This window comes from Paraburkholderia terrae (genome assembly GCF_002902925.1).
GTDB lineage: Bacteria > Pseudomonadota > Gammaproteobacteria > Burkholderiales > Burkholderiaceae > Paraburkholderia > Paraburkholderia terrae.
Window position 1 is genome coordinate 1,001,230 of sequence record NZ_CP026112.1, and the last position, 21,590, is coordinate 1,022,819.

The window sequence follows — 21,590 nt, forward strand, 5'->3', positions numbered from 1 at the left end:
GGTTGGGCGACTGGCAGTGACGTTCGAACAAAATGACCAGCAAAAAACAGAACAGGGTAGTCAATCCACCTGCACGAGAGAGGGTGGATGCGCAGAGCGGCACACTGCGCAGTGATAACGGGGATAGGGCGATCGGTGTGATCGCGTCGGTGTCGCGTGTGCATTCATACGCGCGTCGATCGGCGTCGTCGTTCGGATTGTCGTTAGCGCTTTCGCTGGCCTCGGCGTTTGCCGTTCCCACGCTCACGCAAAACGCACATGCCGCCGATGCGCCGCAAGTCGCGTCAAGCGCAGCCGTCGACGCCTCCGCCGTCGCCGCGCACGATGCCGCCGGCCGCGTGGACCCGCGCCGCGCGCTGTTGATGCGCGACGTGTTCGCGCGCAGCGTGACGCGCCGTCTGAAAGTCCCCGCAGCGGAGCAGCGCGCGTACGGCGAGCGTCTGCAGCAGGCGCTCGCGCAGAACGAGCTGGGCAATCTGTCGGGTGAGTATGTGGTGCTCGTCGATCGCAACGAGAACGTGCAGGCGCTCTTCATCTACTTTCGCGCGGCGCCTTCGGACACGTGGCAGATGATCGGCGCGTCACCTGTCGCGACGGGAAGGCCGGGACAGTTCGATCACTTCATCACGCCGCTCGGCGTGTTCGAGCACACGCCGGACAACATGGATTTCCGCGCCGAAGGCACGATGAACCAGAACGGCATTCGCGGCTACGGCAAGCACGACATGCGCATCTTCGATCTCGGCTGGGCGCAGGGCGAGCGTGGCTGGGGCAAGGGCGGCATGTCGCAGATGCGCTTCCAGATGCACGCGACCGATCCCGACAAACTCGAGCCGATTCTCGGCATCCGCCATTCGAAGGGCTGCGTGCGGATACCGGCGTCGCTGAACGTGTTCCTCGATCACTACGGCATGCTCGACCGCGACTACGAGGCGCTCGTCGCCGACGGTCGCTCGTTATGGGTGCTGCATTCGGACCGCGTCGCGACGCCGTGGGCGGGGCGCTATATCGTCGTCGTCGATTCGCAGCGCAAGGCGCGGCCCGCGTGGTCGCCTGCGCCGAGCGGCAAGGTCCGCGCGAAGGTGCCGGCGAACGCCGACACGGCGGATTAATCGAAGGAGCGCTTCGGCGAGTGGCGGGAGAAAGCCGCTGCCCGCCAGCGCAATCACGAGCGTGCGAGCAGCACCCCGATCAGCGCGACGACGAAGCCCGCCACCTGCACTATCGTGAGCGTTTCACCAAAGCCGACGTAGCCTTCGAGCGCAGCAAGCGGCGGCGCGAGAAACAGCAGCGCCGTCGCGCGCGACGCGTCGCCGCGCCGGACCATCCACACGAGCAGCGTGACGCTCACGCCCGACAGCATCACGATGCCCCACGCGAGCGACACCCACAGCGCTGGCGACGGAACCCACTTGTGCTCGCCGAGCGCCAGCGCGAACACGAGCACGACGATCGCCGCGCCAACGTTCTGCACGGCGCTCGCGCTGCGGATATCGGCTTTCGACAGTGATGTCTTCTGGATCAGCGTGCCTGCCGTGATCGCGCACACCGCGAAAATCGACACGGTCACGACGAGCCACTCCGGCACGTTGCCCGCATGATCTGGCGCGACGGTCGCCGTTGCGGCGGCGAGCTTCGGCTCCAGCACCAGGGCGACGCCCGCAAGACCCAGCAGCATGCCCGTCCAGCCTCGCCCGGACAGACGTTCGCCGAACAGCGGCGCCGCGACGGCCGCTGTCAGCAGCGGCTGCAACGCGCCGAGCAAGGCCATGATGCCCGCGCTCATCCCTTGCGCGACGGCCCAGTAGCCCGCGCCAAGATAGACACCTTGCAGCAGCGCGCCCGCGAGCAGATGCTTGCCGAGCGCACGGCCACTCGGCCATTCGACGCGCGCGAAGAACGCAGCCGCCATGAACAGCAGCGCGGTGCCGCCGAAGCGCGCGAGCAGGAAGAGATTCGGATCGGCGTAGGGCTTGATCGCGCGCGCGACCACGAAGCCCGTCGACCACAGGACCACGAAAACAACGGCATTGAAAACAACCAGCATCGGATGACTCGAACTACGGACACAAGGCCCGCAGTATCGGTCAAAGCGCAAGTGGCCGTCTTGTTCGAAGCTGCACTTCGCGCCGCATGAACAATGAAGCGCGGCGAAAAAAGCCGCGCTCAGTACGCGAGCACCACGGCAATCGCGCCGAGCAGACCGCCGCAAATCGTACACGCCCACAGGAGCGAGCGCGTGCGCCGGTATTCGATCAGCACGTCGCTGACTAGCTGGGCCTGTTGCCTGACGGTAGTAACTTCGTGCCGATGCTGCAGATACTGCACCGCAAGCTGCGGGATGCGCGGCACGAGATGCGCGAGATGCGGCAACTCCTGCGCGAGATGCTTGACCCAGCCGCGATGATCGAATTCGCGGCGCGCGAGCGTAGCCAGCACCGAGCGCGCGATCTGCCACGAATCGACGCCCGGATGCAGCGCGTTCGCCAGCATCTCCGCCTGGCCGAACGCTCGCTGCGCAGCCGCGAGCCGTGGCGGCACATCGCCGCCGAACGGATGCACGGCAAACAGCAGATGATGGAACAGCGCGCCCGCCGAGCGCTCATGTGACTGCGGCGCGAAATGCGCTTCGGCGCGCGTGCGCAGTTCGGCTTCGAGCTTCTCGGGGCGCGTGTCCTGCGACACGTGCCCGGCATCGTGATGCAGATGCGCGAGCCGTCCATAGTCCTGGTCGAACAGCGCCGTCGCGCCGTGAACGAAAAACTCACGCTCCTGCGACGAAAGACTCGACATCACCGCGAAGTCCGCGAGCACGATGCGCCCGAGCGTGTCCGGCTCGATGCTCACGCGCACGCGCGCTGCATCGAACGTTGCGTGGAAGAAGCCATGCTCGAAGGCCTGCTCGGTGACGACTTCGATAATGTGCCCGGCAAGCGGCGCGAGCTTCACGCCGCGCGCCGACAGACCGGCGAGATCGAGCGCGGGCAGCGATTCGATATGTTGCATCGCGAGCGTGCGGTCGGTGCAGAGCTCCCAGATCACGGCGGGAATCGCGAGACGCTTGTCGCCGTCGAAATGATGCGCGGTCTGACTCAGGTTCGCGGCTTCGGCGCGCAGATCGAAGCGGCGCAGGATTTCCTGCGTGAACGTATTGGCGAGCTCGCGCAGCCGCAGGCGGCGCGCGTTCTTCGAGAGCTTCTCCATCCAGCGCGCGACCCAGCGCAGCAGCGCGGCCTCGTCGGCGATTTCCTGGAGTTGCGCGACGCGCACGAGCTTGAGCGCAATGTCGCGATGCCCGTCGATCGGCTCGATCAGCCGCGCGACATGCGTCTGCTCGGCAAAGCCGTTCTTCGCGGGCGTCAGATCGATCGATGCAAAGAGCGTCGACGCAGGACGCCCGAGCGCCGCCGCTATCGCATGCTCGACCTGGTCGGGCGGCAAGGGCGCTTCGAGGTGGCTGACGGCGTCGATCGCGTCGTGCAGCGTGCCTGTCGCAAGTTCGGGGCGGCGCGCGAGCGCTTCGGCGAACGCGCTCGCCAGCGGGCCGAGATTGGGCAGCGCGCGATGCACGCCGGCGCGCCCGCCCGGCGATTCATGCACGCGTGAAACCAACGTGACGATCCAGTGCAGCTTGTGATGCTCGGGCGCGGCGAGCCAGATGAGGCGCGCGCCATAGCGCAACGCGTGGAACAGCAGTCGTAGTCGGCGAAACAGAGGTGGCATCGGCGGTTCGTTCGAGCGCATCGGCGATGCGAGAGAAGACCGCCCAGATTAGCAGGGATGCGGCGCGCGGAACATCCGCAGCGTTGCGACGCGGGCGGTTCAAGGGCATGTGAGCGGCATATGAAGGGCGTACGCCTGCCGTCCGCCAACGGCAAGCCAACGAAGACCCGACAGTCCGCCCACAGCCAGCACACGTTCCTTCCGCGCCGGGTCTCCATGCGTAATACAATACGGCGCGGGCTTGCCCGATCCCTGAATACATGCTCGCCGCCTTGCAGCGGCCAACAACATCGAGATGCTGGCAGAACAACGTCATCAATATATTCTGGCTCAGGTCACGAAGACGGGCGCACTGTCGGTCGCCGAGCTGGTTCGCGAGCTCAACGTGTCGCGCGAGACCATCCGCCGCGACCTGAACGCGCTCGCCGAGCGCGGCCTGATCGTGACGACGCACGGCGGCGCGCTGTCGAGCGACCGGCGCGAGCCGGACCTCGACACACGCGACGCCGCCAACGCCAGCGCAAAGCGCGCTATCGGCGAACGCGCGGCGCAACTCGTGCCCGACGGCGCGTCGGTCATCATCGATTCGGGCAGCACGACGCACGCGGCCGCACGCGCGCTGACCGACCGCCACCGGCTGACCGTCTATACGAACGACTGGCGCATCGCGCTGCTGCTCGGCCGGCGCAACGACAACCGCGTGACGCTGCTCGGCGGCGAGTTGTCGGACAACGAAGACGCTGCGTTCGGCCTCGATACGATCACGCAGCTGTCGCACTATCACGCGGACTTCGCGCTGATCGGCGCGGGCGGCATCACGCCCGACGCGCAACTGTCCGACTACTCGCGCATGGCAGCCGAAGTGCGCTGCCGGATGATCGGCGCGGGCAATACGGTCATCGTCGTCGCCGACAATTCGAAGTTCGGCCGCGTGACGCCCGTGCGCATCGAAGGGATGGAGAAGGCGCGCTATGTCGTCACGGAGCTCGCGCCCGATCGCGCGCTCGCGAAGGCGATCACCGCGCGCGGCCCTGAAATCCTGATCGCGTGAGTGTCGCGCTTCGCATTGCTTCCGTCTTGCTTACTTCACGCTGATGCCGAGGTCCGCCAGCGTCCGGCCGATCGCGGCGACGGCGTTGTGCATCTCGTTCGCGTCGATCGCGCCGATACAGCCGACGCGGAACGTCTCCACTTGCGTCAGCTTGCCCGGATACAGGATGTACCCGGCCTCGCGCACGGCTGCATAAAATTGCACAAATTGCCACTTCGCGTCACGCGGCGCGTGGAACGTGACGATCACGGGCGCCTGCACGTTCGCCGGCAGAAACGTCTCGAAACCGAGCGCCTTCATGCCGTCGACAAGCGCCGCGCAGTTACGCGCATAGCGCGCGCCGCGCGCGGGCTGGCCGCCTTCCGCGATGAACTGGTCCAGCGCTGTGCGCAGCGCGGCGACCACGTGCGTCGGTGGCGTAAAGCGCCATTGTGTGGTCTTTTGCATGTACGCGAACTGATCGTACAGATCGAGCGCCAGCGACGGCGAACGGCCTTCGCACGCTTCGAGCACGCTGCGCCGCACGATCACGAAGCCCATGCCGGGCACGCCTTCCAGACACTTGCCGCTGGCCGACACCAGCGCGTCGATGCCGCTGTCGCGCAGGTCGATGGGCAGCGCGCCGAACGAACTCATCGCGTCGACGATCAGGCTTTTGCCGTGATGCTTGCAGACGGCGGCGATCGCATCGAGCGGATTAAGCAGGCCTGCGCTCGTCTCCAGATGCACCTGCGCGACGTGCGTGATGCGCGGGTCGTCGTTGAACGCGTCTTCAATCTGGGCGGCGCTCACGGGTTCGTCCTCGCGCAGCGGCAGTTCCACATACGCGATGCCCATGCGCTGCAGCACCTTGATGATGCGCGCGCAGTAAGCGCCGTTGTTCGGCACCAGCACGCGGCCGTCGCGCGGCACCAGCGTGCCGAGCGCCGCTTCGACAGCGAACGTGCCGCTGCCCTGGAGCGGCACGCACACGTAGTCACTTTCACCATGTACGATCTCGACGAGATCGGCGCAGACGCTGTGCGTCATGCGGTTGAACTCGGTGTCCCACGATCCCCAGTCGCGCAGCATCGACTGACGCGTGACGGGCGAGGTCGTCAGCGGTCCCGGCGTGAGCAGGATCGGGTCGTTTCCAGAAATCACACAGCCTCCTTCGTATGGATCGGTTGCGCCGTTGCGGGCGCACATTGCATTGCCTGTTGTGTTGCCGGCTGCCTTGCATATTATTGGCTATTTGTGTCATTTTGTGGAAATCGGCAGAATCTTCACGTCGGTGTCACAAAAAAAGACGATCCTTGCCGTGCCCGTTCAGGCAAGGCAGCCCATAACGCGTAATCGTCGGAGGGGTGCCTTGGCGCAAACGCCGCAAAAAAAGTTGTCAGCAATCTGCAATCTCAGCGGCTCCGGCCGCGACGTCAGGCGGACAGCGCGCCCGAAGCGCGGTCCGGACACCACCACTAACGGGTTACCCACAGGTTTTTTGCCTTTCGGAGAGAACGACATGAAAAAGACGGATCACCTTCGCTCGACGGGCCGCGCTGGTCGTATTGGCCAGACGGCTCGCAAGCTGCTGCCCGCGCTGGTCGCGGCGGCGGCGTTCGGCGGCGCGATGTCCGCGCACGCGGCGGGCGCGGTCGTGCTGTACACGGCTGACGGCCTCGAAAATCTCTACAAGGACGTGCTGCCCGCATTCGAGAAGCAGGAAGGCGTGAAGGTCAACATCGTGACGGCAGGCAGCGGCGAAGTCGTGAACCGCGCAACCGTCGAAAAGGATTCGCCGAAGGCCGACGTGCTCGTCACGCTGCCGCCGTTCATCCAGACGGCCGCGCAGTCGGGCCTGCTGCAGAACTATCAGAGCGTGAACTACAAGAACGTGCCCGACATCGCGAAGGCGTCGGACGGCGCGTGGGCGACGTTCGTGAACAACTATTTCTCGTTCGCGATCAACCCGGAAGTGGTGAAGAACCAGCCGAAGACGTTCGCGGATCTGCTGCACCCGGACTACAGCGGCAAGGTCGCGTATTCGAACCCGGCGACGGCGGGCGACGGCATGGCGGTAGTCATCCTGACCACGTCGCTGATGGGCGAAGACAAGGCGTTCGACTATCTGAAGAAGCTCGAGCAGAGCGCCAAGTTCCACACCAAGGGTACGGGCTACCTCGACGTGCTGCTCTCGCGTAACGAAATCGCGGTGGCGAACGGCGACTTGCAGATGGATCTCGACGACGCGGCCAACGGCGGCCTGTCGATCAAGCCGATCTTCCTCGCAGCCGAGGCAGGCGGCCAGCCGACCACGTTCCAGCTGCCGTACGCGATCGGCCTGATCAAGAACGGTCCGAACCAGGCGGCAGGCAAGAAGCTGATCGACTATCTGATGTCGACGGAAGTGCAGTCGAAGGTGCCGGACATCTTCGGCATTCCGGGCCGCACCGACGTCCAGCTTTCGGGCAAGAACGGCGCAGCCGTCAAGCAGGCGATCTCGGGCGTGAAGCTGATTCCCGTCGACTGGAACCAGGTGATGGCGAAGAAGGCTGACTGGACGGCCCGCTGGAAGAGCGAAGTGATCGGCAATTCGGGCAAGCAACTCGAAGTCGTCAAGCCGAAGTAATTACTGCGTCTGATGGAATGCGCGGTGTGATGATCGTTGAAACGCTCGTCACGCCGCGCAAAAAAGCATTCTGGCGCTTGCATGCGCCAACCAAAGTCACCAACGTAGGAGGATGGACCCGGTGAACACAGTAACGACTCTTGCTGGTTCGGGCGCGCTGGACGCCACGCCGCGCGCGCAAGGCGTCGCGCAGACGGGCGCTGGCGGCGTGCAGATCGAACATCTGACTGTGCGTTTTGGCTCGCGCACGGTGCTCGACGATCTGTCGCTGACGATTGAGCGCGGCGAACTGTTGACCGTGCTCGGCCGCAGCGGCTGCGGCAAGACGACGTTGCTGCGCTTCATCGCCGGTTTCATCGAGGCGGATGGTCTCGCGGGCACGCTGACGGTCGCGGGTCGCGACCTCACGCATGTGCCGCCGCACAAGCGCAATCTGGGCCTGCTGTTCCAGAGCTATGCGCTGTTCCCGCATTTGTCCGTGTTCGAGAACGTCGCGTTCGGTCTGCGCGCGCGCCGCATCTCGACGAAGGAAATCGCGCGGCGTGTCGCCGACGCGCTGAAGCTCGTGCAGCTCGGCGACTCCGGCCACGTGATGCCCGCGCAACTGTCGGGCGGCATGCAGCAGCGCGTGGCGCTCGCGCGTGCGCTCGTGATCGAGCCGGATGTGCTGCTGCTCGACGAACCGCTTTCCGCGCTCGACGCCAATCTGCGGGCGTCGGTGCGTTCCGAACTGAAGGCGCTGCATGAGCGCCTGCCGAATCTGACCATCGTCTGCGTGACGCACGATCAGGACGATGCGCTTGTGCTGTCCGACCGCACGCTGCTGATGCGCGAAGGCCAGATCGCGCAGCTCGGCACGCCGCAGGAACTGTACGACAAGCCGAACGACGCGTTCGTCGCGCGCTATCTCGGCGCGGCCAATCTGCTGCCGCCGAGCGTCGCGTTCGCACTCGGCGACGCGCGTTACAGCGAGCGCGAGCGTGTCGCGTGTCTGCGTCCCGAAGCGATGCGCATCGTGCCGCTCGGCGAAGGCCAGTTGCACGGGACGATTTCGACGGTCGAATGGTACGGCTCGGTGCTGGCCGTGCAGGTCGCCCTCGACGCGATGCCCAACGATCCCGTGCAGGTGTCGATGCAGCGCGGCACGGGCATGACGCCCGAAAAGGGCGCGCGGATTTCCTTGCGTTACGAGGCAGACGATGTCGTCCTTATTCAGCCCTGACGCCAGCCCCGACGCGCTCGCGAAAGCGGCTGACGCACGCCGCGCCGCGACGGCCGCCTCGCACGCGGCGGCAAAGCGTCGGCGCGAGCGCCTGTCGCAATGGCATCTGGCGTTTCTCGCCGTCTTCGTGCTCGGCCCGTTGGTGATTTATCCGCTCGTGCGTCTCGTGTTGCTGAGCCTGTCGGGCGAGCATGGATTGAGCTTTCACGCCTACTCGACGTTCTTCCAGAACCCGGAAACGAGCGGCGTGATCGGCACGACGCTGTGGATTCTGTTCGCCAGCGCCGGGCTCGCGTCGCTGCTCGGCGTCGCGCTCGCGTCGCTGCTGTTCTTCAAGCCGTTTCCGGGCGCGCGGCTCGTCACGCGGTTTCTGGAACTGTTCGTCGCGTTCCCGTCGTTCCTCGTCGCGTTCACGCTGATCTTTCTCTACGGCTCGCAAGGCTCCGTCAGCATCGGGCTGCAACGGCTCTTCCATCTTGAAGCGCCGCCGCTCGACTTCCTGTTTGGCATCGGCGGCGTGATTCTAGCGGAAGTGGTGTTCTACGCGCCGTTCGTCGTGCGTCCTACGCTCGCATCGTTCGCAATGCTCGACATGCGTCTGATCGAAGCCGCGCGCAGCCTCGGCGCGAACGGCTGGATGGTCGCGTTTCGCGTGATCCTGCCTCTCGCGTGGCCGGGCATCGCGGCGGGCACGATCCTGTGCTTTCTGCTGACGCTCAACGAGTTCGGCATTCTGCTCGTGCTCGGCAGCGCGCATCTGATCACGCTGCCCGTGGCGATCTACAGCTCGGCCACCGTCGATCTCGACCTGCCAACGGCTGCCGCCGGCGCCGTCGTGATGCTGGCGATGTCGCTGTCGTTGTATGCGCTGTACCGCCAGGTCAACAAGCGCAAGGTGAGGGGAGCGAAGTAATGTCCGATCTCGATCAAACCGTGCTGCCCGCCGTGCAGCATCGCGCGCGGCCCGTTCAACACGGATTCGTCGCACGCGTCATGGGCGGGCTGTTCATGGCATTCGCCGCGCTGTTGTGCTTCTGGCTGTTCGTGCTGCCTGTGATCGTGGTCGCGCTGTCGAGCGTCGCCGCGCACTGGTCGGGCACGATCCTGCCGGATGGTTTCAGCATGCGCTGGTTCGAGCGACTCGGCGGCAGCGATTTCGATGCGCTCGTGACCAGCCTGCAGATCGGCTTCGGCGTCGCGATTCTCGGCACGATTCTCGGCCTGTGGCTCGCGCTTGCGCTCGAAGGCCGCGACCGGCGTGGACTCGGCGCACTCGTCGATACGATCGCAATGGTGCCCAACGGCGTGCCGAGCGTCGTGCTCGGCCTCGCTGTGCTGATCGCGTATCACAAGAAGCCGGTGGATCTGTCGAGTTCCGCTGCCATCGTCGTATTCGTTCAGTTGGCGCTCGTGTTGCCGTTCTGCTATCGCTGCGCGGCGGCCGCGTTGCGGCCCGAACTGACCGTATTGCGCGAGGCGGCTGCGAGCCTCGGTGCGCCGCCGTCGATGGTGCTGCGCCGTGTCGTGCTGCCGCAACTGGTGCCCGCAATCCGCGCATCGCTTGCGCTCGGCTTCGCGCTGTCGCTTGGTGAACTGGGCGCAACGCTCACCGTTTATCCGCCGGGTTTCGCGACGGTGCCGATCGTCGTCGTCGGACAGGTCGAACGCGGCTATTACCTGCCGGCGTCGGCGCTGTCGCTGATTCTGCTGATCGCTTCGCTTGCCGCGCTGGTGCTGATTGCCGCCCGCGTGCCGCGTCGCCGCGTGGACTGATCGTCAACGTTTCCTGATTTTTCGTGAGGTGTGTCGAGGTCGGCACACCACGCATGTAAATGTGGCAAATATTGTCGAAATGACCGAAAATATGGAAATTGACTCGGGCGACCGGATCGAAGTGGTCAGGCGGCATTCGTTGACGGCGCTGGTGCGCGACGAGATCGAGCGGCACATCGTCGACGGCAAGCTGGCGCCCGGCGACAAGCTGAACGAAGCGGATTGGGCCGCGCGTCTGCAGGTGTCGCGCGGGCCGGTGCGCGAGGCGTTTCGCGCGTTGGAGCAGGCGGGGCTGGTGCGCAACGAGAAGAACCGTGGCGTGTTCGTGCGGACCGTGTCGCTGGCGGAAGCCGATGAGATCTACGCGGTGCGCGCGGTGCTCGAAGAGGCGGCGTGCCGGATGCTGGCGTCGCGTATCGACGCCGCGCAACTGGCGGCGCTGCGCGCGCATGTCGACGCAATGCGCGCCGCGCTCGATGCCGGCGATCACGACGCGTATGCGCGCGCGAACGTCGCGTTTCACGATGCGATCGTGGCGACGGCGGGCAACGGCAAGCTGTATGAGACGTATCGCAGGCTGGTGGGTGAGTTGAGTCTGTTCCGGCGCGCCGCGCTGGGCGTGCGGTCCGATGCGATGGAGCGCTCGCTCGCCGAGCATCGCGCGATTCTGTCGGCGCTCGCCGCGCGCAATGCGGACGAAGCCGCACAGCTGATGCTCGCGCATGTGGACGGCGGCAGGCAACGCGCGCATGAGGCCGTCGAGCCGCGCGCGTCGAACGTAACGGACGAAGGCAATGACGGGTTGAGCGCGCTGCTCGCCTGAACAGGGCTTGAACGAATCAAGAACACGCGTCGGCGACGCGTAGGGAAGAGTGCAATGGCAATCCAATCCGAACGTAATGTTGAAGTGAATGGCCGCAGCTACCGTCTGCCCGTCAAGCCGACGGTGGTCGTGTGTGTCGACGGTTGCGAGTACGACTATCTGGAAGCGGCCGTGAACGCGGGCGTGGCGCCCTTTATCGGCAAGATGTTGCGCGACGGCGCGGCGTTCAAGGCCGACTGCGTGATTCCGTCGTTCACCAACCCGAACAACCTGTCGATCGTCTGCGGCGTGCCGCCTTCCGTGCATGGCATTTGCGGCAACTACTTCTGGGACCCGCAGGCCAACGAAGGCAAGGGCGCGGAAGTGATGATGAACGATCCCGCTTATCTGCGCGCGCCGACGTTGCTCGCCGCTGCCGCGGATGCGGGTGCAGCCGTCGCCGTCGTCACGGCTAAAGACAAGCTGCGCCGCCTGCTCGGCAACAAGATGAAGGGCATCTGCTTCTCGGCGGAAAAGTCCGACAAGGTGACGCTCGACGAGAACGGTATCGACGACGTGCTCGGGCTGGTTGGTCTGCCCGTGCCCGACGTGTACAGCGCGGATCTTTCCGAATTCGTGTTCGCGGCGGGCGTGCGGCTCGCGCAGACGCGCAAGCTCGACCTGATGTATCTGTCGACCACTGACTACATCCAGCACAAGTGGGCGCCCGGCACGGAAGGCGCGAACGCGTTCTACGCAATGATGGACGGCTATCTGGCGCAGCTCGACGCGCTCGGCTGGGTGATCGGCCTCACCGCCGACCACGGCATGAACGCCAAGCACGATCCGCAGACGGGCGAGCCGAACGTGATCTATCTGCAGGACGTGATGGACGAGTGGCTCGGCGCACGCGCGGCCCGCGTGATTCTGCCGATCACCGATCCGTACGTCGTGCATCACGGCGCACTCGGTTCGTTCGCGACGATTTACCTGCCGCCCGACGCGAACGCGCGCCAGGTGATCGAACGTCTTGGTGGCTTGAAGGACATCGAAGTCGTGCTGGACAACCAGGCGGCGTGCGAGCGCTTCGAGTTGCCGAACGACCGCGTGGGCGACATCGTCGTCGTCAGCAAGAAGAATACGGCGCTCGGCACGCGCCGCGATGAACATGACCTGTCGGGTTTGACCGTGCCGCTGCGTTCGCATGGCGGCATCTCGGAGCAGGTGGTGCCGCTGATCTTCAATCGAGGCATCGACGAAACACGCGTCGCAGGCAAGCGTCTGCGCAATTTCGACGTGTTCGACCTTGCGTTAAACAATGTGGCGGCCTCATGAACGCAATCCTGCAGTCCAACGACCATCCCGCGTTTCGTGCGGAAGCGCTGCGTCTGAAGGGCGAGCGCGCAGCCCGCGCACGTACGCTCGATGTGTTCGATCCGTACTCGGGCATGCGCGTCGGCACGGTGCCGATGGCGAGTGTCGACGATGTGCGCGCGGCTTTCGAATACGCGGGCGCGTATCAGGCGAAACTCTCGCGTTACGAGCGCTCGCAGATTCTCGAGCGCGCGGGGATTCTGCTGCGCGAGCGGCTCGAAGCGGCGTCGGATCTGATCTCGCTTGAATCGGGCCTGTCGAAGCAGGACTCGCGCTATGAAATCGGGCGTGTCGCCGACGTGTTGAAGTTCGCATCGATTGAAACCTTGCGCGACGACGGCCAGAGCTTCTCGTGCGATCTGACGCCGCACGGCAAGAAGCGGCGCGTGTTCACGCAGCGCGATCCGCTCGCGGGCGTGATCGTCGCGATCACGCCGTTCAATCACCCGATGAACCAGGTCGCGCACAAGATCGCGCCTTCCATCGCGACGAATAATCGCGTGATCCTGAAGCCGTCGGAGAAGGTGCCGCTGTCGGCCTATTTTCTCGCCGATGTTCTGTATGAAGCTGGTCTGCCCGCGCCGATGCTGCAGGTGCTCACAGGCGACCCGCGCGAAATCGCCGATGAACTGATCACCAATCCGCTCGCGGAACTCGTCACGTTTACGGGCGGCGTGGCGATCGGCAAGCATATCGCCGAGCGCGCGGGCTACCGGCGCGTCGTACTGGAACTCGGCGGCAACGATCCGTTGATCGTGCTCGAAGACGCGGATATCGAGCGCGCGGCTACGCTGGCCGTGCAGGGTTCGTACAAGAACTCGGGGCAGCGCTGCACGGCCGTCAAGCGGATCATCGTGCAGAAGAGCATCGCTGCGCGCTTTACGGAACTGGTCGTCGAGAAGACGCGCGAATGGACGTACGGCGATCCGTTCGATACGTCGAACCAGATGGGCACCGTCATCGACGCCGACGCGGCGCGGCTGTTCGAAGCACGCGTGAACGAAGCCGTCGCGCAGGGCGCGCGCCTGTTGACGGGCAACCAGCGCAAGGGCGCGCTGTATGCGCCGACGGTGGTCGATCAGGTCGATCCATCGATGACGCTGATTCGCGAGGAAACGTTCGGCCCCGTCTCGCCGATCATCACGTTCGACACGATCGAAGACGCGATCCGCATCAGCAATGGCACGCCGTTCGGTTTGTCGTGCGGGCTGTGTACGAACCGGCAGGATGTGATTCCGCGCTTTATCAACGAACTGCGCGTCGGCTCGGTGAACGTGTGGGAAGTGCCGGGGTATCGCGTCGAGCTGACGCCGTTCGGCGGCATCAAGGATTCGGGGCTCGGATACAAGGAAGGCGTGCAGGAAGCGATGAAGAGCTTCACGAATCTCAAGACCTTTTCTCTTCCGTGGGAGTGATGTTGTGGCATTGAATCTCGACGACATTCGCGGACTGTTCGAGGCGCACGGCCAGCTTGCCTATAGCGGCGAGCCGGTGACACAACTCGAGCATGCATTGCAAAGTGGTGCGCTGGCGGAATCGGAAGGCGCTGCTGAAGAACTCGTTGCGGCGGCGTTTCTGCATGATCTCGGGCATCTGCTGAACCGGCAGGGCGAGACGCCGACCGCGCGCGGTATCGACGATCTGCATCAATACTTTGCGCTGCCGTTCCTGCGGCCGGTGTTGCCGGAAGCGGTGCTGGAGCCGATTCGGCTGCACGTCGATGCGAAGCGCTGCCTGTGCGCTATCGATGCGGCGTACTTTGGGAAGTTGTCAGTGGATTCCGTGCGCAGTCTCGAACTGCAAGGCGGCATATTCACCGACGACGAGGCGCAGGTGTTCCTGAAGAAGCCGTTTGCCGAGGATGCGCTGCGTTTGCGTCGCTGGGACGATCTGGCGAAAGAAGCGAATCGCGCCACGCCGGATCTCGATCATTATCTAAATCTCGTGTCGCGTGTGATGGAGCGGCACGCTGCCATGTGACTTATATCTATAGGCAGGCCACGCGTAGTTGCCTCATATGTCATGCGTTTTACGCACATCAAAAAACCGCTTGCAACCACGCGGGCAAGTGTCTAGAATTCCGGTCTTTCGCGCTGCGGCCAACGCGGCGCGAAGGAAACGAGGAAGGCGGGAGAGCCAGTATTGACGGGGCTTTCCGGTGGAGTCAGCGGGTTGGGAAGTTAAAAAAACCGGTTGACGAAACGAAAAAGGTTCTTCATAATCTCGTTTCTCTGCTGCTGACGCAGCAACGTGGTGAAAGCAAGGCGCTTCCCGCGGATGTTCTTTAACAATCAACAGCCGATAAGTGTGGGTGCTCGATGGCGGCGCGCGGTGGTTTTCGAACTGCCGAATAGCGAAAGTAATCGAGTCTCACACAGAAGTAATTGAGGAAGGTTCGAGTAATCGAAACTTTCGTCAGTGATTTTGAGTGAGCGACCGGTTGGTAAAACAACCGAAAAACAGTAACAGGTTTGAACTGAAGAGTTTGATCCTGGCTCAGATTGAACGCTGGCGGCATGCCTTACACATGCAAGTCGAACGGCAGCGCGGGGGCAACCCTGGCGGCGAGTGGCGAACGGGTGAGTAATACATCGGAACGTGTCCTGGAGTGGGGGATAGCCCGGCGAAAGCCGGATTAATACCGCATACGATCCTGGGATGAAAGCGGGGGACCGAAAGGCCTCGCGCTCAAGGGGCGGCCGATGGCAGATTAGCTAGTTGGTGGGGTAAAGGCCTACCAAGGCGACGATCTGTAGCTGGTCTGAGAGGACGACCAGCCACACTGGGACTGAGACACGGCCCAGACTCCTACGGGAGGCAGCAGTGGGGAATTTTGGACAATGGGGGCAACCCTGATCCAGCAATGCCGCGTGTGTGAAGAAGGCCTTCGGGTTGTAAAGCACTTTTGTCCGGAAAGAAAACCTCCGTCCTAATACGGTGGGGGGATGACGGTACCGGAAGAATAAGCACCGGCTAACTACGTGCCAGCAGCCGCGGTAATACGTAGGGTGCAAGCGTTAATCGGAATTACTGGGCGTAAAGCGTGCGCAGGCGGTTCGCTAAGACCGATGTGAAATCCCCGGGCTTAACCTGGGAACTGCATTGGTGACTGGCGGGCTAGAGTATGGCAGAGGGGGGTAGAATTCCACGTGTAGCAGTGAAATGCGTAGAGATGTGGAGGAATACCGATGGCGAAGGCAGCCCCCTGGGCCAATACTGACGCTCATGCACGAAAGCGTGGGGAGCAAACAGGATTAGATACCCTGGTAGTCCACGCCCTAAACGATGTCAACTAGTTGTCGGGTCTTCATTGACTTGGTAACGAAGCTAACGCGTGAAGTTGACCGCCTGGGGAGTACGGTCGCAAGATTAAAACTCAAAGGAATTGACGGGGACCCGCACAAGCGGTGGATGATGTGGATTAATTCGATGCAACGCGAAAAACCTTACCTACCCTTGACATGTACGGAACCCTGCTGAGAGGTGGGGGTGCCCGAAAGGGAGCCGTAACACAGGTGCTGCATGGCTGTCGTCAGCTCGTGTCGTGAGATGTTGGGTTAAGTCCCGCAACGAGCGCAACCCTTGTCCCTAGTTGCTACGCAAGAGCACTCTAGGGAGACTGCCGGTGACAAACCGGAGGAAGGTGGGGATGACGTCAAGTCCTCATGGCCCTTATGGGTAGGGCTTCACACGTCATACAATGGTCGGAACAGAGGGTTGCCAAGCCGCGAGGTGGAGCCAATCCCAGAAAACCGATCGTAGTCCGGATCGCAGTCTGCAACTCGACTGCGTGAAGCTGGAATCGCTAGTAATCGCGGATCAGCATGCCGCGGTGAATACGTTCCCGGGTCTTGTACACACCGCCCGTCACACCATGGGAGTGGGTTTTACCAGAAGTGGCTAGTCTAACCGCAAGGAGGACGGTCACCACGGTAGGATTCATGACTGGGGTGAAGTCGTAACAAGGTAGCCGTATCGGAAGGTGCGGCTGGATCACCTCCTTTCCAGAGCTTCGCGCTTCAAAGTTGAGCGCTCACACTTGTCGGCTGTTAATTGAAGACAGGCTCAGGGGTCTGTAGCTCAGTCGGTTAGAGCACCGTCTTGATAAGGCGGGGGTCGATGGTTCGAATCCATCCAGACCCACCAGCGTCTTGTCTGCGGTGGCTGATCGCAAACCCCCCTGTGTACTGTATGACTGGGGGATTAGCTCAGCTGGGAGAGCACCTGCTTTGCAAGCAGGGGGTCGTCGGTTCGATCCCGTCATCCTCCACCAATTCCCAATGCCTAGCGTTCAGTGTGAACTGAGCCTTAAGCATTGGCAATTGAGCCAGTCAGATGCGGTATTGCAGTTCGATATCGGCTGTCGTTCTTTAACAATCAGGAAGAAGTAGTAAAGAGATTCACGAAAGCATACTTAGAGATGGGTGTGCGAGTAGGTGAATCAGGGTTGTGATTGTATCAATGTATTTTTTGAGTTCATCGAAAGACGAACCTGGAATACGGCACAACGCGAATACTCAACCTGTAGCGAGTGAGTCTGGCGTGGCAACACGAAGAGACACACCCGTTATAGGGTCAAGCGAACAAGTGCATGTGGTGGATGCCTTGGCGATCACAGGCGATGAAGGACGCGGTAGCCTGCGAAAAGCGGTGGGGAGCTGGCAAACGAGCTTTGATCCACCGATATCCGAATGGGGAAACCCGGCCCGTATGGGTCATCCATGGCTGAATACATAGGCCATGCGAAGCGAACGCGGTGAACTGAAACATCTAAGTAACCGCAGGAACAGAAATCAACCGAGATTCCCAAAGTAGTGGCGAGCGAAATGGGACCAGCCTGTACTCTTTATCTTCGTTGTTAGCCAAACGCTCTGGAAAGTGCGGCCATAGTGGGTGATAGCCCCGTAGGCGAAAACAGCGAGGAAGAACTAGGTGTACGACAAGTAGGGCGGGACACGTGAAATCCTGTCTGAAGATGGGGGGACCATCCTCCAAGGCTAAATACTCGTGATCGACCGATAGTGAACCAGTACCGTGAGGGAAAGGCGAAAAGAACCCCGGGAGGGGAGTGAAACAGATCCTGAAACCGCATGCATACAAACAGTCGGAGCCTCGCAAGGGGTGACGGCGTACCTTTTGTATAATGGGTCAGCGACTTACATTCAGTGGCGAGCTTAACCGATTAGGGCAGGCGTAGCGAAAGCGAGTCCGAACAGGGCGATTCAGTCGCTGGGTGTAGACCCGAAACCAGGTGATCTATCCATGGCCAGGATGAAGGTGCGGTAACACGTACTGGAGGTCCGAACCCACTAACGTTGAAAAGTTAGGGGATGAGCTGTGGATAGGGGTGAAAGGCTAAACAAACCTGGAAATAGCTGGTTCTCTCCGAAAACTATTTAGGTAGTGCCTCGTGTATCACCTTCGGGGGTAGAGCACTGTCATGGTTGAAGGGTCCATTGCGGATTACTTCGCCATAGCAAACTCCGAATACCGAAGAGTGCAATCACGGGAGACAGACATCGGGTGCTAACGTCCGGTGTCAAGAGGGAAACAACCCAGACCGCCAGCTAAGGTCCCCAAATATGACTAAGTGGGAAACGAAGTGGGAAGGCTAAAACAGTCAGGAGGTTGGCTTAGAAGCAGCCATCCTTTAAAGAAAGCGTAATAGCTCACTGATCGAGTCGTCCTGCGCGGAAGATGTAACGGGGCTAAGTCATATACCGAAGCTGCGGATGCACATTTATGTGCATGGTAGGAGAGCGTTCCGTAAGCCTGCGAAGGTGCGTTGAAAAGCGTGCTGGAGGTATCGGAAGTGCGAATGCTGACATGAGTAGCGATAAAGGGGGTGAAAGGCCCCCTCGCCGTAAGCCCAAGGTTTCCTACGCAACGTTCATCGGCGTAGGGTGAGTCGGCCCCTAAGGCGAGGCAGAAATGCGTAGCTGATGGGAAGCAGGTCAATATTCCTGCACCAGTGTGAAATGCGATGGGGGGACGGATCGCGGAAGGTTGTCCGGGTGTTGGAAGTCCCGGTCGCTGCGTTGGAGAAGGTGCTCTGGCAAATCCGGGCACGGAATTCAAGGGCGTGGCGCGAGCTTCTTCGGGGGCGAAGCAATCGGAAGGGGTTCCAGGAAAAGCCTCTAAGCTTCAGTTTCACATTGACCGTACCGCAAACCGACACAGGTGGGCGAGATGAGTATTCTAAGGCGCTTGAGAGAACTCGGGAGAAGGAACTCGGCAAATTGGTACCGTAACTTCGGGATAAGGTACGCCCCTGTAGCTTGATGCCCCTGCGGGCAAAGGGTGAAGGGGTTGCAATAAACTGGTGGCTGCGACTGTTTAATAAAAACACAGCACTCTGCAAACACGAAAGTGGACGTATAGGGTGTGACGCCTGCCCGGTGCCGGAAGATTAAATGATGGGGTGCAAGCTCTTGATTGAAGTCCCGGTAAACGGCGGCCGTAACTATAACGGTCCTAAGGTAGCGAAATTCCTTGTCGGGTAAGTTCCGACCTGCACGAATGGCGTAACGATGGCCACACTGTCTCCTCCCGAGACTCAGCGAAGTTGAAGTGTTTGTGATGATGCAATCTCCCCGCGGCTAGACGGAAAGACCCCATGAACCTTTACTGTAGCTTTGCATTGGACTTTGAACCGATCTGTGTAGGATAGGTGGGAGGCTATGAAGCGTGAACGCCAGTTTGCGTGGAGCCGTCCTTGAAATACCACCCTGGTTTGTTTGAGGTTCTAACCTTGGCCCGTGATCCGGGTCGGGGACAGTGCATGGTGGGCAGTTTGACTGGGGCGGTCTCCTCCCAAAGTGTAACGGAGGAGTACGAAGGTACGCTAGGTACGGTCGGAAATCGTGCTGATAGTGCAATGGCATAAGCGTGCTTAACTGCGAGACCGACAAGTCGAGCAGGTGCGAAAGCAGGTCATAGTGATCCGGTGGTTCTGTATGGAAGGGCCATCGCTCAACGGATAAAAGGTACTCTGGGGATAACAGGCTGATACCGCCCAAGAGTTCATATCGACGGCGGTGTTTGGCACCTCGATGTCGGCTCATCTCATCCTGGGGCTGTAGCCGGTCCCAAGGGTATGGCTGTTCGCCATTTAAAGAGGTACGTGAGCTGGGTTTAAAACGTCGTGAGACAGTTTGGTCCCTATCTGCCGTGGGCGCTGGATATTTGAAGGGGGCTGCTCCTAGTACGAGAGGACCGGAGTGGACGAACCTCTGGTGTACCGGTTGTCACGCCAGTGGCATCGCCGGGTAGCTATGTTCGGAAGAGATAACCGCTGAAAGCATCTAAGCGGGAAACTCGCCTTGAGATGAGATATCCCCGGGGCTTCGAGCCCCTTGAAGGGTCGTTCAAGACCAGGACGTTGATAGGTCAGGTGTGGAAGCGCAGTAATGCGTTAAGCTAACTGATACTAATTGCCCGTAAGGCTTGATCCTATAACAGGTGTGTGTCGACAGTCGTTAGTGCTTCAGCACTTACGGATGTCCCACCCTGCGCGCAGCGCAGGGTCTCCAGCAGACACACAGGTTGAGATCGGTGTTGTGCCAGAAACAACACAACCCATACCCTCTTTACGCTTCTTCCAGATTGGCTGTGGCGCACCATAAATGCGACGCAGCAACCCGTCATGCCTGATGACCATAGCGAGTCGGTACCACCCCTTCCCATCCCGAACAGGACCGTGAAACGACTCCACGCCGATGATAGTGCGGATTGCCCGTGTGAAAGTAGGTAATCGTCAGGCTCCTTACCCAAGACAAGACCCCGCCCTCAAAAGCGGGGTCTTGGTGTTTGGAGAGCACGTTTTAACGTCGCGCCACGACGGCGTGGCCGGGCTGCGATGGCCCGCGCGTGTTCATCCCTGCCATCTTGAATCGATATTCCGCGGCATAGCCGTCACGCGATAGCGTTGACGATACCGCCTAGTCGCAAGACAACTGTCCCACGCAGATCCACGCAGCCGGCGATCCAGCCAACAACGCAAACTCGCCGGCCACGCGTCTCACCTCACTGCTTAACTGCGCGGTGCAGCTTCGCCACCTTCATTCGCGTGCAGCGCATCATCGGCGGCGATATTCTGGCGGCCAACTTCCTCCAACAGCGCGACATCGCGAGCAATAACCTGCGGCAAATGCGTCCGCAAAAACTCGACCCAGGTCCTCGTCTTCGCGTCGATGAACTTGCGCGACGGATACAGCGCATAGACATTCATCTTCTGCAGCGTGTACTCCGGCAGCACGCGCACGAGTGACCCTGATCGCAATCCGTCGATAGCGGCGTACAACGGCAATATCCCGATCCCAATACCCTCGCGAATCGCGACGATCAACGATTCGGCGATATTCACCTGCACGGGCCCGTTCACATTCAGCACTTCGCTGCCGTTAGGGCCATCGAGTGTCCATTCGCTGGTCGGAAAAGCGGGTGTCTTGAGCAACAGACAGTCGTGATGCAACAGATCGGCGGGCGTTTTGGGCGCATCGTGCGCGTGAATATACGCAGGCGACGCGCACAAAATGCTGAACGTGGTCCCAAGCAACAGCGACACGAGATCCGAATTGGGCAGCGTCGACGCGCCCACGACGGCCACATCCGCGCTTCCTTCGAACAGATCCGGCAACTGCTGCGAGAGCGTCAGCTCGACGGCGACTTCAGGATAGAGCGCGCGATACCGCGAAATGGCAGGCAACACATAATGCTGTCCGATGCTCGCAAAGCTATGCATCCGCAGCACGCCCGACGGACGCTCATGCGCGCCGCTCGCTTCTTCTTCCGCATTGTCGATATCAGCAAGAATCTGCTGACATCGCTTCAGATATGTCTCACCGGCAGTCGTCAATGCGAGGCGCCGTGTCGATCGATTGAGCAGACGCGTCCGCAAATGCGCCTCGAGTTCTGAAACCGCACGAGACATCGCGCCCGTGGTCGTATTGAGCGATTGCGCCGCTGCCGTGAAGCTGCCCGCTTCGACGACGCGCACGAACACCCGCATGTTTTGTAACGTATCCATCAATCCTTC

The 21,590-nt window shown here is 61.7% G+C and carries 14 protein-coding genes, 2 tRNA genes and 3 rRNA genes; 15 read left to right on the forward strand and 4 right to left on the reverse strand.

Going from position 1 to position 21,590, the window contains the following annotated elements; all coding sequences use genetic code 11:
• Positions 1-32: 32 nt before the first annotated feature.
• Entirely contained in the window at positions 33-1,112 is a 1,080-nt protein-coding gene (locus tag C2L65_RS20720) for a L,D-transpeptidase (RefSeq protein WP_229513953.1), read from the forward strand.
• A gap of 53 nt (positions 1,113-1,165) precedes the next feature.
• Here the strand turns inward: C2L65_RS20720 and C2L65_RS20725 are convergent, their stop codons facing one another.
• Together C2L65_RS20725 and C2L65_RS20730 are read right to left on the reverse strand one after the other, a co-directional pair.
• On the reverse strand, positions 1,166-2,047 hold the full coding sequence (locus tag C2L65_RS20725) for a DMT family transporter (protein ID WP_042315933.1): 882 nt from the start codon (positions 2,045-2,047) through the stop codon (positions 1,166-1,168).
• A gap of 119 nt (positions 2,048-2,166) precedes the next feature.
• The gene (locus C2L65_RS20730; protein ID WP_174485115.1) at positions 2,167-3,723 is read right to left on the reverse strand and encodes an ABC1 kinase family protein; all 1,557 of its coding nucleotides are present in this window, start codon (positions 3,721-3,723) and stop codon (positions 2,167-2,169) included.
• Positions 3,724-4,018: 295 nt separating this feature from the next.
• Between C2L65_RS20730 and C2L65_RS20735 the strand changes: the two genes are divergently transcribed.
• The gene (locus tag C2L65_RS20735) at positions 4,019-4,774 is read left to right on the forward strand and encodes a DeoR/GlpR family DNA-binding transcription regulator (protein ID WP_007587357.1); all 756 of its coding nucleotides are present in this window, start codon (positions 4,019-4,021) and stop codon (positions 4,772-4,774) included.
• A gap of 30 nt (positions 4,775-4,804) precedes the next feature.
• Here the strand turns inward: C2L65_RS20735 and C2L65_RS20740 are convergent, their stop codons facing one another.
• Positions 4,805-5,914, reverse strand: a complete 1,110-nt coding sequence (locus C2L65_RS20740) for a 2-aminoethylphosphonate--pyruvate transaminase (RefSeq protein WP_103254594.1) — start codon at positions 5,912-5,914, stop codon at positions 4,805-4,807.
• Positions 5,915-6,275: 361 nt separating this feature from the next.
• On the opposite strand from C2L65_RS20740, the gene phnS reads away from it, so the two are divergent.
• From phnS to rrf, 13 genes are all read left to right on the forward strand, one after another.
• Complete coding sequence (gene phnS / locus C2L65_RS20745; RefSeq protein ID WP_042315937.1) at positions 6,276-7,382, forward strand: 2-aminoethylphosphonate ABC transporter substrate-binding protein; 1,107 nt, start codon at positions 6,276-6,278, stop codon at positions 7,380-7,382.
• 112 nt (positions 7,383-7,494) lie between these two features.
• Positions 7,495-8,604 (forward strand): 2-aminoethylphosphonate ABC transport system ATP-binding subunit PhnT, encoded by a 1,110-nt coding sequence (gene phnT / locus C2L65_RS20750; RefSeq protein WP_397327041.1) that lies wholly within the window; start codon positions 7,495-7,497, stop codon positions 8,602-8,604.
• A complete protein-coding gene (locus C2L65_RS20755; RefSeq protein WP_042315939.1) occupies positions 8,582-9,517 on the forward strand; it encodes a 2-aminoethylphosphonate ABC transporter permease subunit in 936 nt (311 codons plus the stop codon). Before phnT ends, C2L65_RS20755 begins: the two co-directional genes overlap by 23 nt.
• On the forward strand, positions 9,517-10,377 hold the full coding sequence (phnV, locus tag C2L65_RS20760; protein WP_007587362.1) for a 2-aminoethylphosphonate ABC transport system, membrane component PhnV: 861 nt from the start codon (positions 9,517-9,519) through the stop codon (positions 10,375-10,377). Before C2L65_RS20755 ends, phnV begins: the two co-directional genes overlap by 1 nt.
• A 79-nt stretch (positions 10,378-10,456) precedes the next feature.
• On the forward strand, positions 10,457-11,200 hold the full coding sequence (locus C2L65_RS20765) for a phosphonate utilization associated transcriptional regulator (protein ID WP_042315940.1): 744 nt from the start codon (positions 10,457-10,459) through the stop codon (positions 11,198-11,200).
• A gap of 54 nt (positions 11,201-11,254) precedes the next feature.
• A complete protein-coding gene (gene phnA, locus C2L65_RS20770; protein ID WP_042315942.1) occupies positions 11,255-12,514 on the forward strand; it encodes a phosphonoacetate hydrolase in 1,260 nt (419 codons plus the stop codon).
• Entirely contained in the window at positions 12,511-13,968 is a 1,458-nt protein-coding gene (gene phnY / locus C2L65_RS20775; protein ID WP_007587367.1) for a phosphonoacetaldehyde dehydrogenase, read from the forward strand. Before phnA ends, phnY begins: the two co-directional genes overlap by 4 nt.
• A gap of 4 nt (positions 13,969-13,972) precedes the next feature.
• On the forward strand, positions 13,973-14,533 hold the full coding sequence (locus C2L65_RS20780) for a phosphonate degradation HD-domain oxygenase (RefSeq protein ID WP_042315943.1): 561 nt from the start codon (positions 13,973-13,975) through the stop codon (positions 14,531-14,533).
• 493 nt (positions 14,534-15,026) lie between these two features.
• A 16S ribosomal RNA gene (locus tag C2L65_RS20785) occupies positions 15,027-16,557 on the forward strand.
• Between the two features lie 65 nt (positions 16,558-16,622).
• Positions 16,623-16,699: transfer RNA gene (locus C2L65_RS20790), tRNA-Ile, on the forward strand.
• A 51-nt stretch (positions 16,700-16,750) separates the two neighbouring features.
• A tRNA-Ala gene (locus C2L65_RS20795) sits at positions 16,751-16,826 on the forward strand.
• Positions 16,827-17,126: 300 nt separating this feature from the next.
• Positions 17,127-20,007 (forward strand): 23S ribosomal RNA (locus C2L65_RS20800).
• A gap of 194 nt (positions 20,008-20,201) precedes the next feature.
• A 5S ribosomal RNA gene (rrf, locus tag C2L65_RS20805) occupies positions 20,202-20,315 on the forward strand.
• The 16S, 23S and 5S rRNA genes sit together here with 2 tRNA genes alongside, the layout of an rRNA operon.
• Positions 20,316-20,585: 270 nt before the next feature.
• Here rrf and C2L65_RS20810 read toward each other — a convergent pair.
• Positions 20,586-21,581 carry a LysR family transcriptional regulator gene (locus C2L65_RS20810; protein WP_042315493.1) on the reverse strand — a complete coding sequence of 332 codons (996 nt, stop codon included), beginning with the start codon at positions 21,579-21,581 and terminating at the stop codon, positions 20,586-20,588.
• Between the last annotated feature and the right edge of the window lie 9 nt (positions 21,582-21,590).

What these genes read in the sequence shown, in the direction of transcription:
- C2L65_RS20720 (WP_229513953.1), top strand. Translation starts at nt 33, where the DNA reads ATGACCAGCAAAAAACAGAACAGGGTAGTCAATCCACCTGCACGAGAG.
- C2L65_RS20725 (WP_042315933.1), bottom strand. Translation starts at nt 2,047, where the DNA reads ATGCTGGTTGTTTTCAATGCCGTTGTTTTCGTGGTCCTGTGGTCGACG.
- C2L65_RS20730 (WP_174485115.1), bottom strand. Translation starts at nt 3,723, where the DNA reads ATGCCACCTCTGTTTCGCCGACTACGACTGCTGTTCCACGCGTTGCGC.
- C2L65_RS20735 (WP_007587357.1), top strand. Translation starts at nt 4,019, where the DNA reads ATGCTGGCAGAACAACGTCATCAATATATTCTGGCTCAGGTCACGAAG.
- phnS (WP_042315937.1), top strand. Translation starts at nt 6,276, where the DNA reads ATGAAAAAGACGGATCACCTTCGCTCGACGGGCCGCGCTGGTCGTATT.
- phnT (WP_397327041.1), top strand. Translation starts at nt 7,495, where the DNA reads ATGGACCCGGTGAACACAGTAACGACTCTTGCTGGTTCGGGCGCGCTG.
- C2L65_RS20755 (WP_042315939.1), top strand. Translation starts at nt 8,582, where the DNA reads ATGTCGTCCTTATTCAGCCCTGACGCCAGCCCCGACGCGCTCGCGAAA.
- phnV (WP_007587362.1), top strand. Translation starts at nt 9,517, where the DNA reads ATGTCCGATCTCGATCAAACCGTGCTGCCCGCCGTGCAGCATCGCGCG.
- C2L65_RS20765 (WP_042315940.1), top strand. Translation starts at nt 10,457, where the DNA reads ATGACCGAAAATATGGAAATTGACTCGGGCGACCGGATCGAAGTGGTC.
- phnA (WP_042315942.1), top strand. Translation starts at nt 11,255, where the DNA reads ATGGCAATCCAATCCGAACGTAATGTTGAAGTGAATGGCCGCAGCTAC.
- phnY (WP_007587367.1), top strand. Translation starts at nt 12,511, where the DNA reads ATGAACGCAATCCTGCAGTCCAACGACCATCCCGCGTTTCGTGCGGAA.
- C2L65_RS20810 (WP_042315493.1), bottom strand. Translation starts at nt 21,581, where the DNA reads ATGGATACGTTACAAAACATGCGGGTGTTCGTGCGCGTCGTCGAAGCG.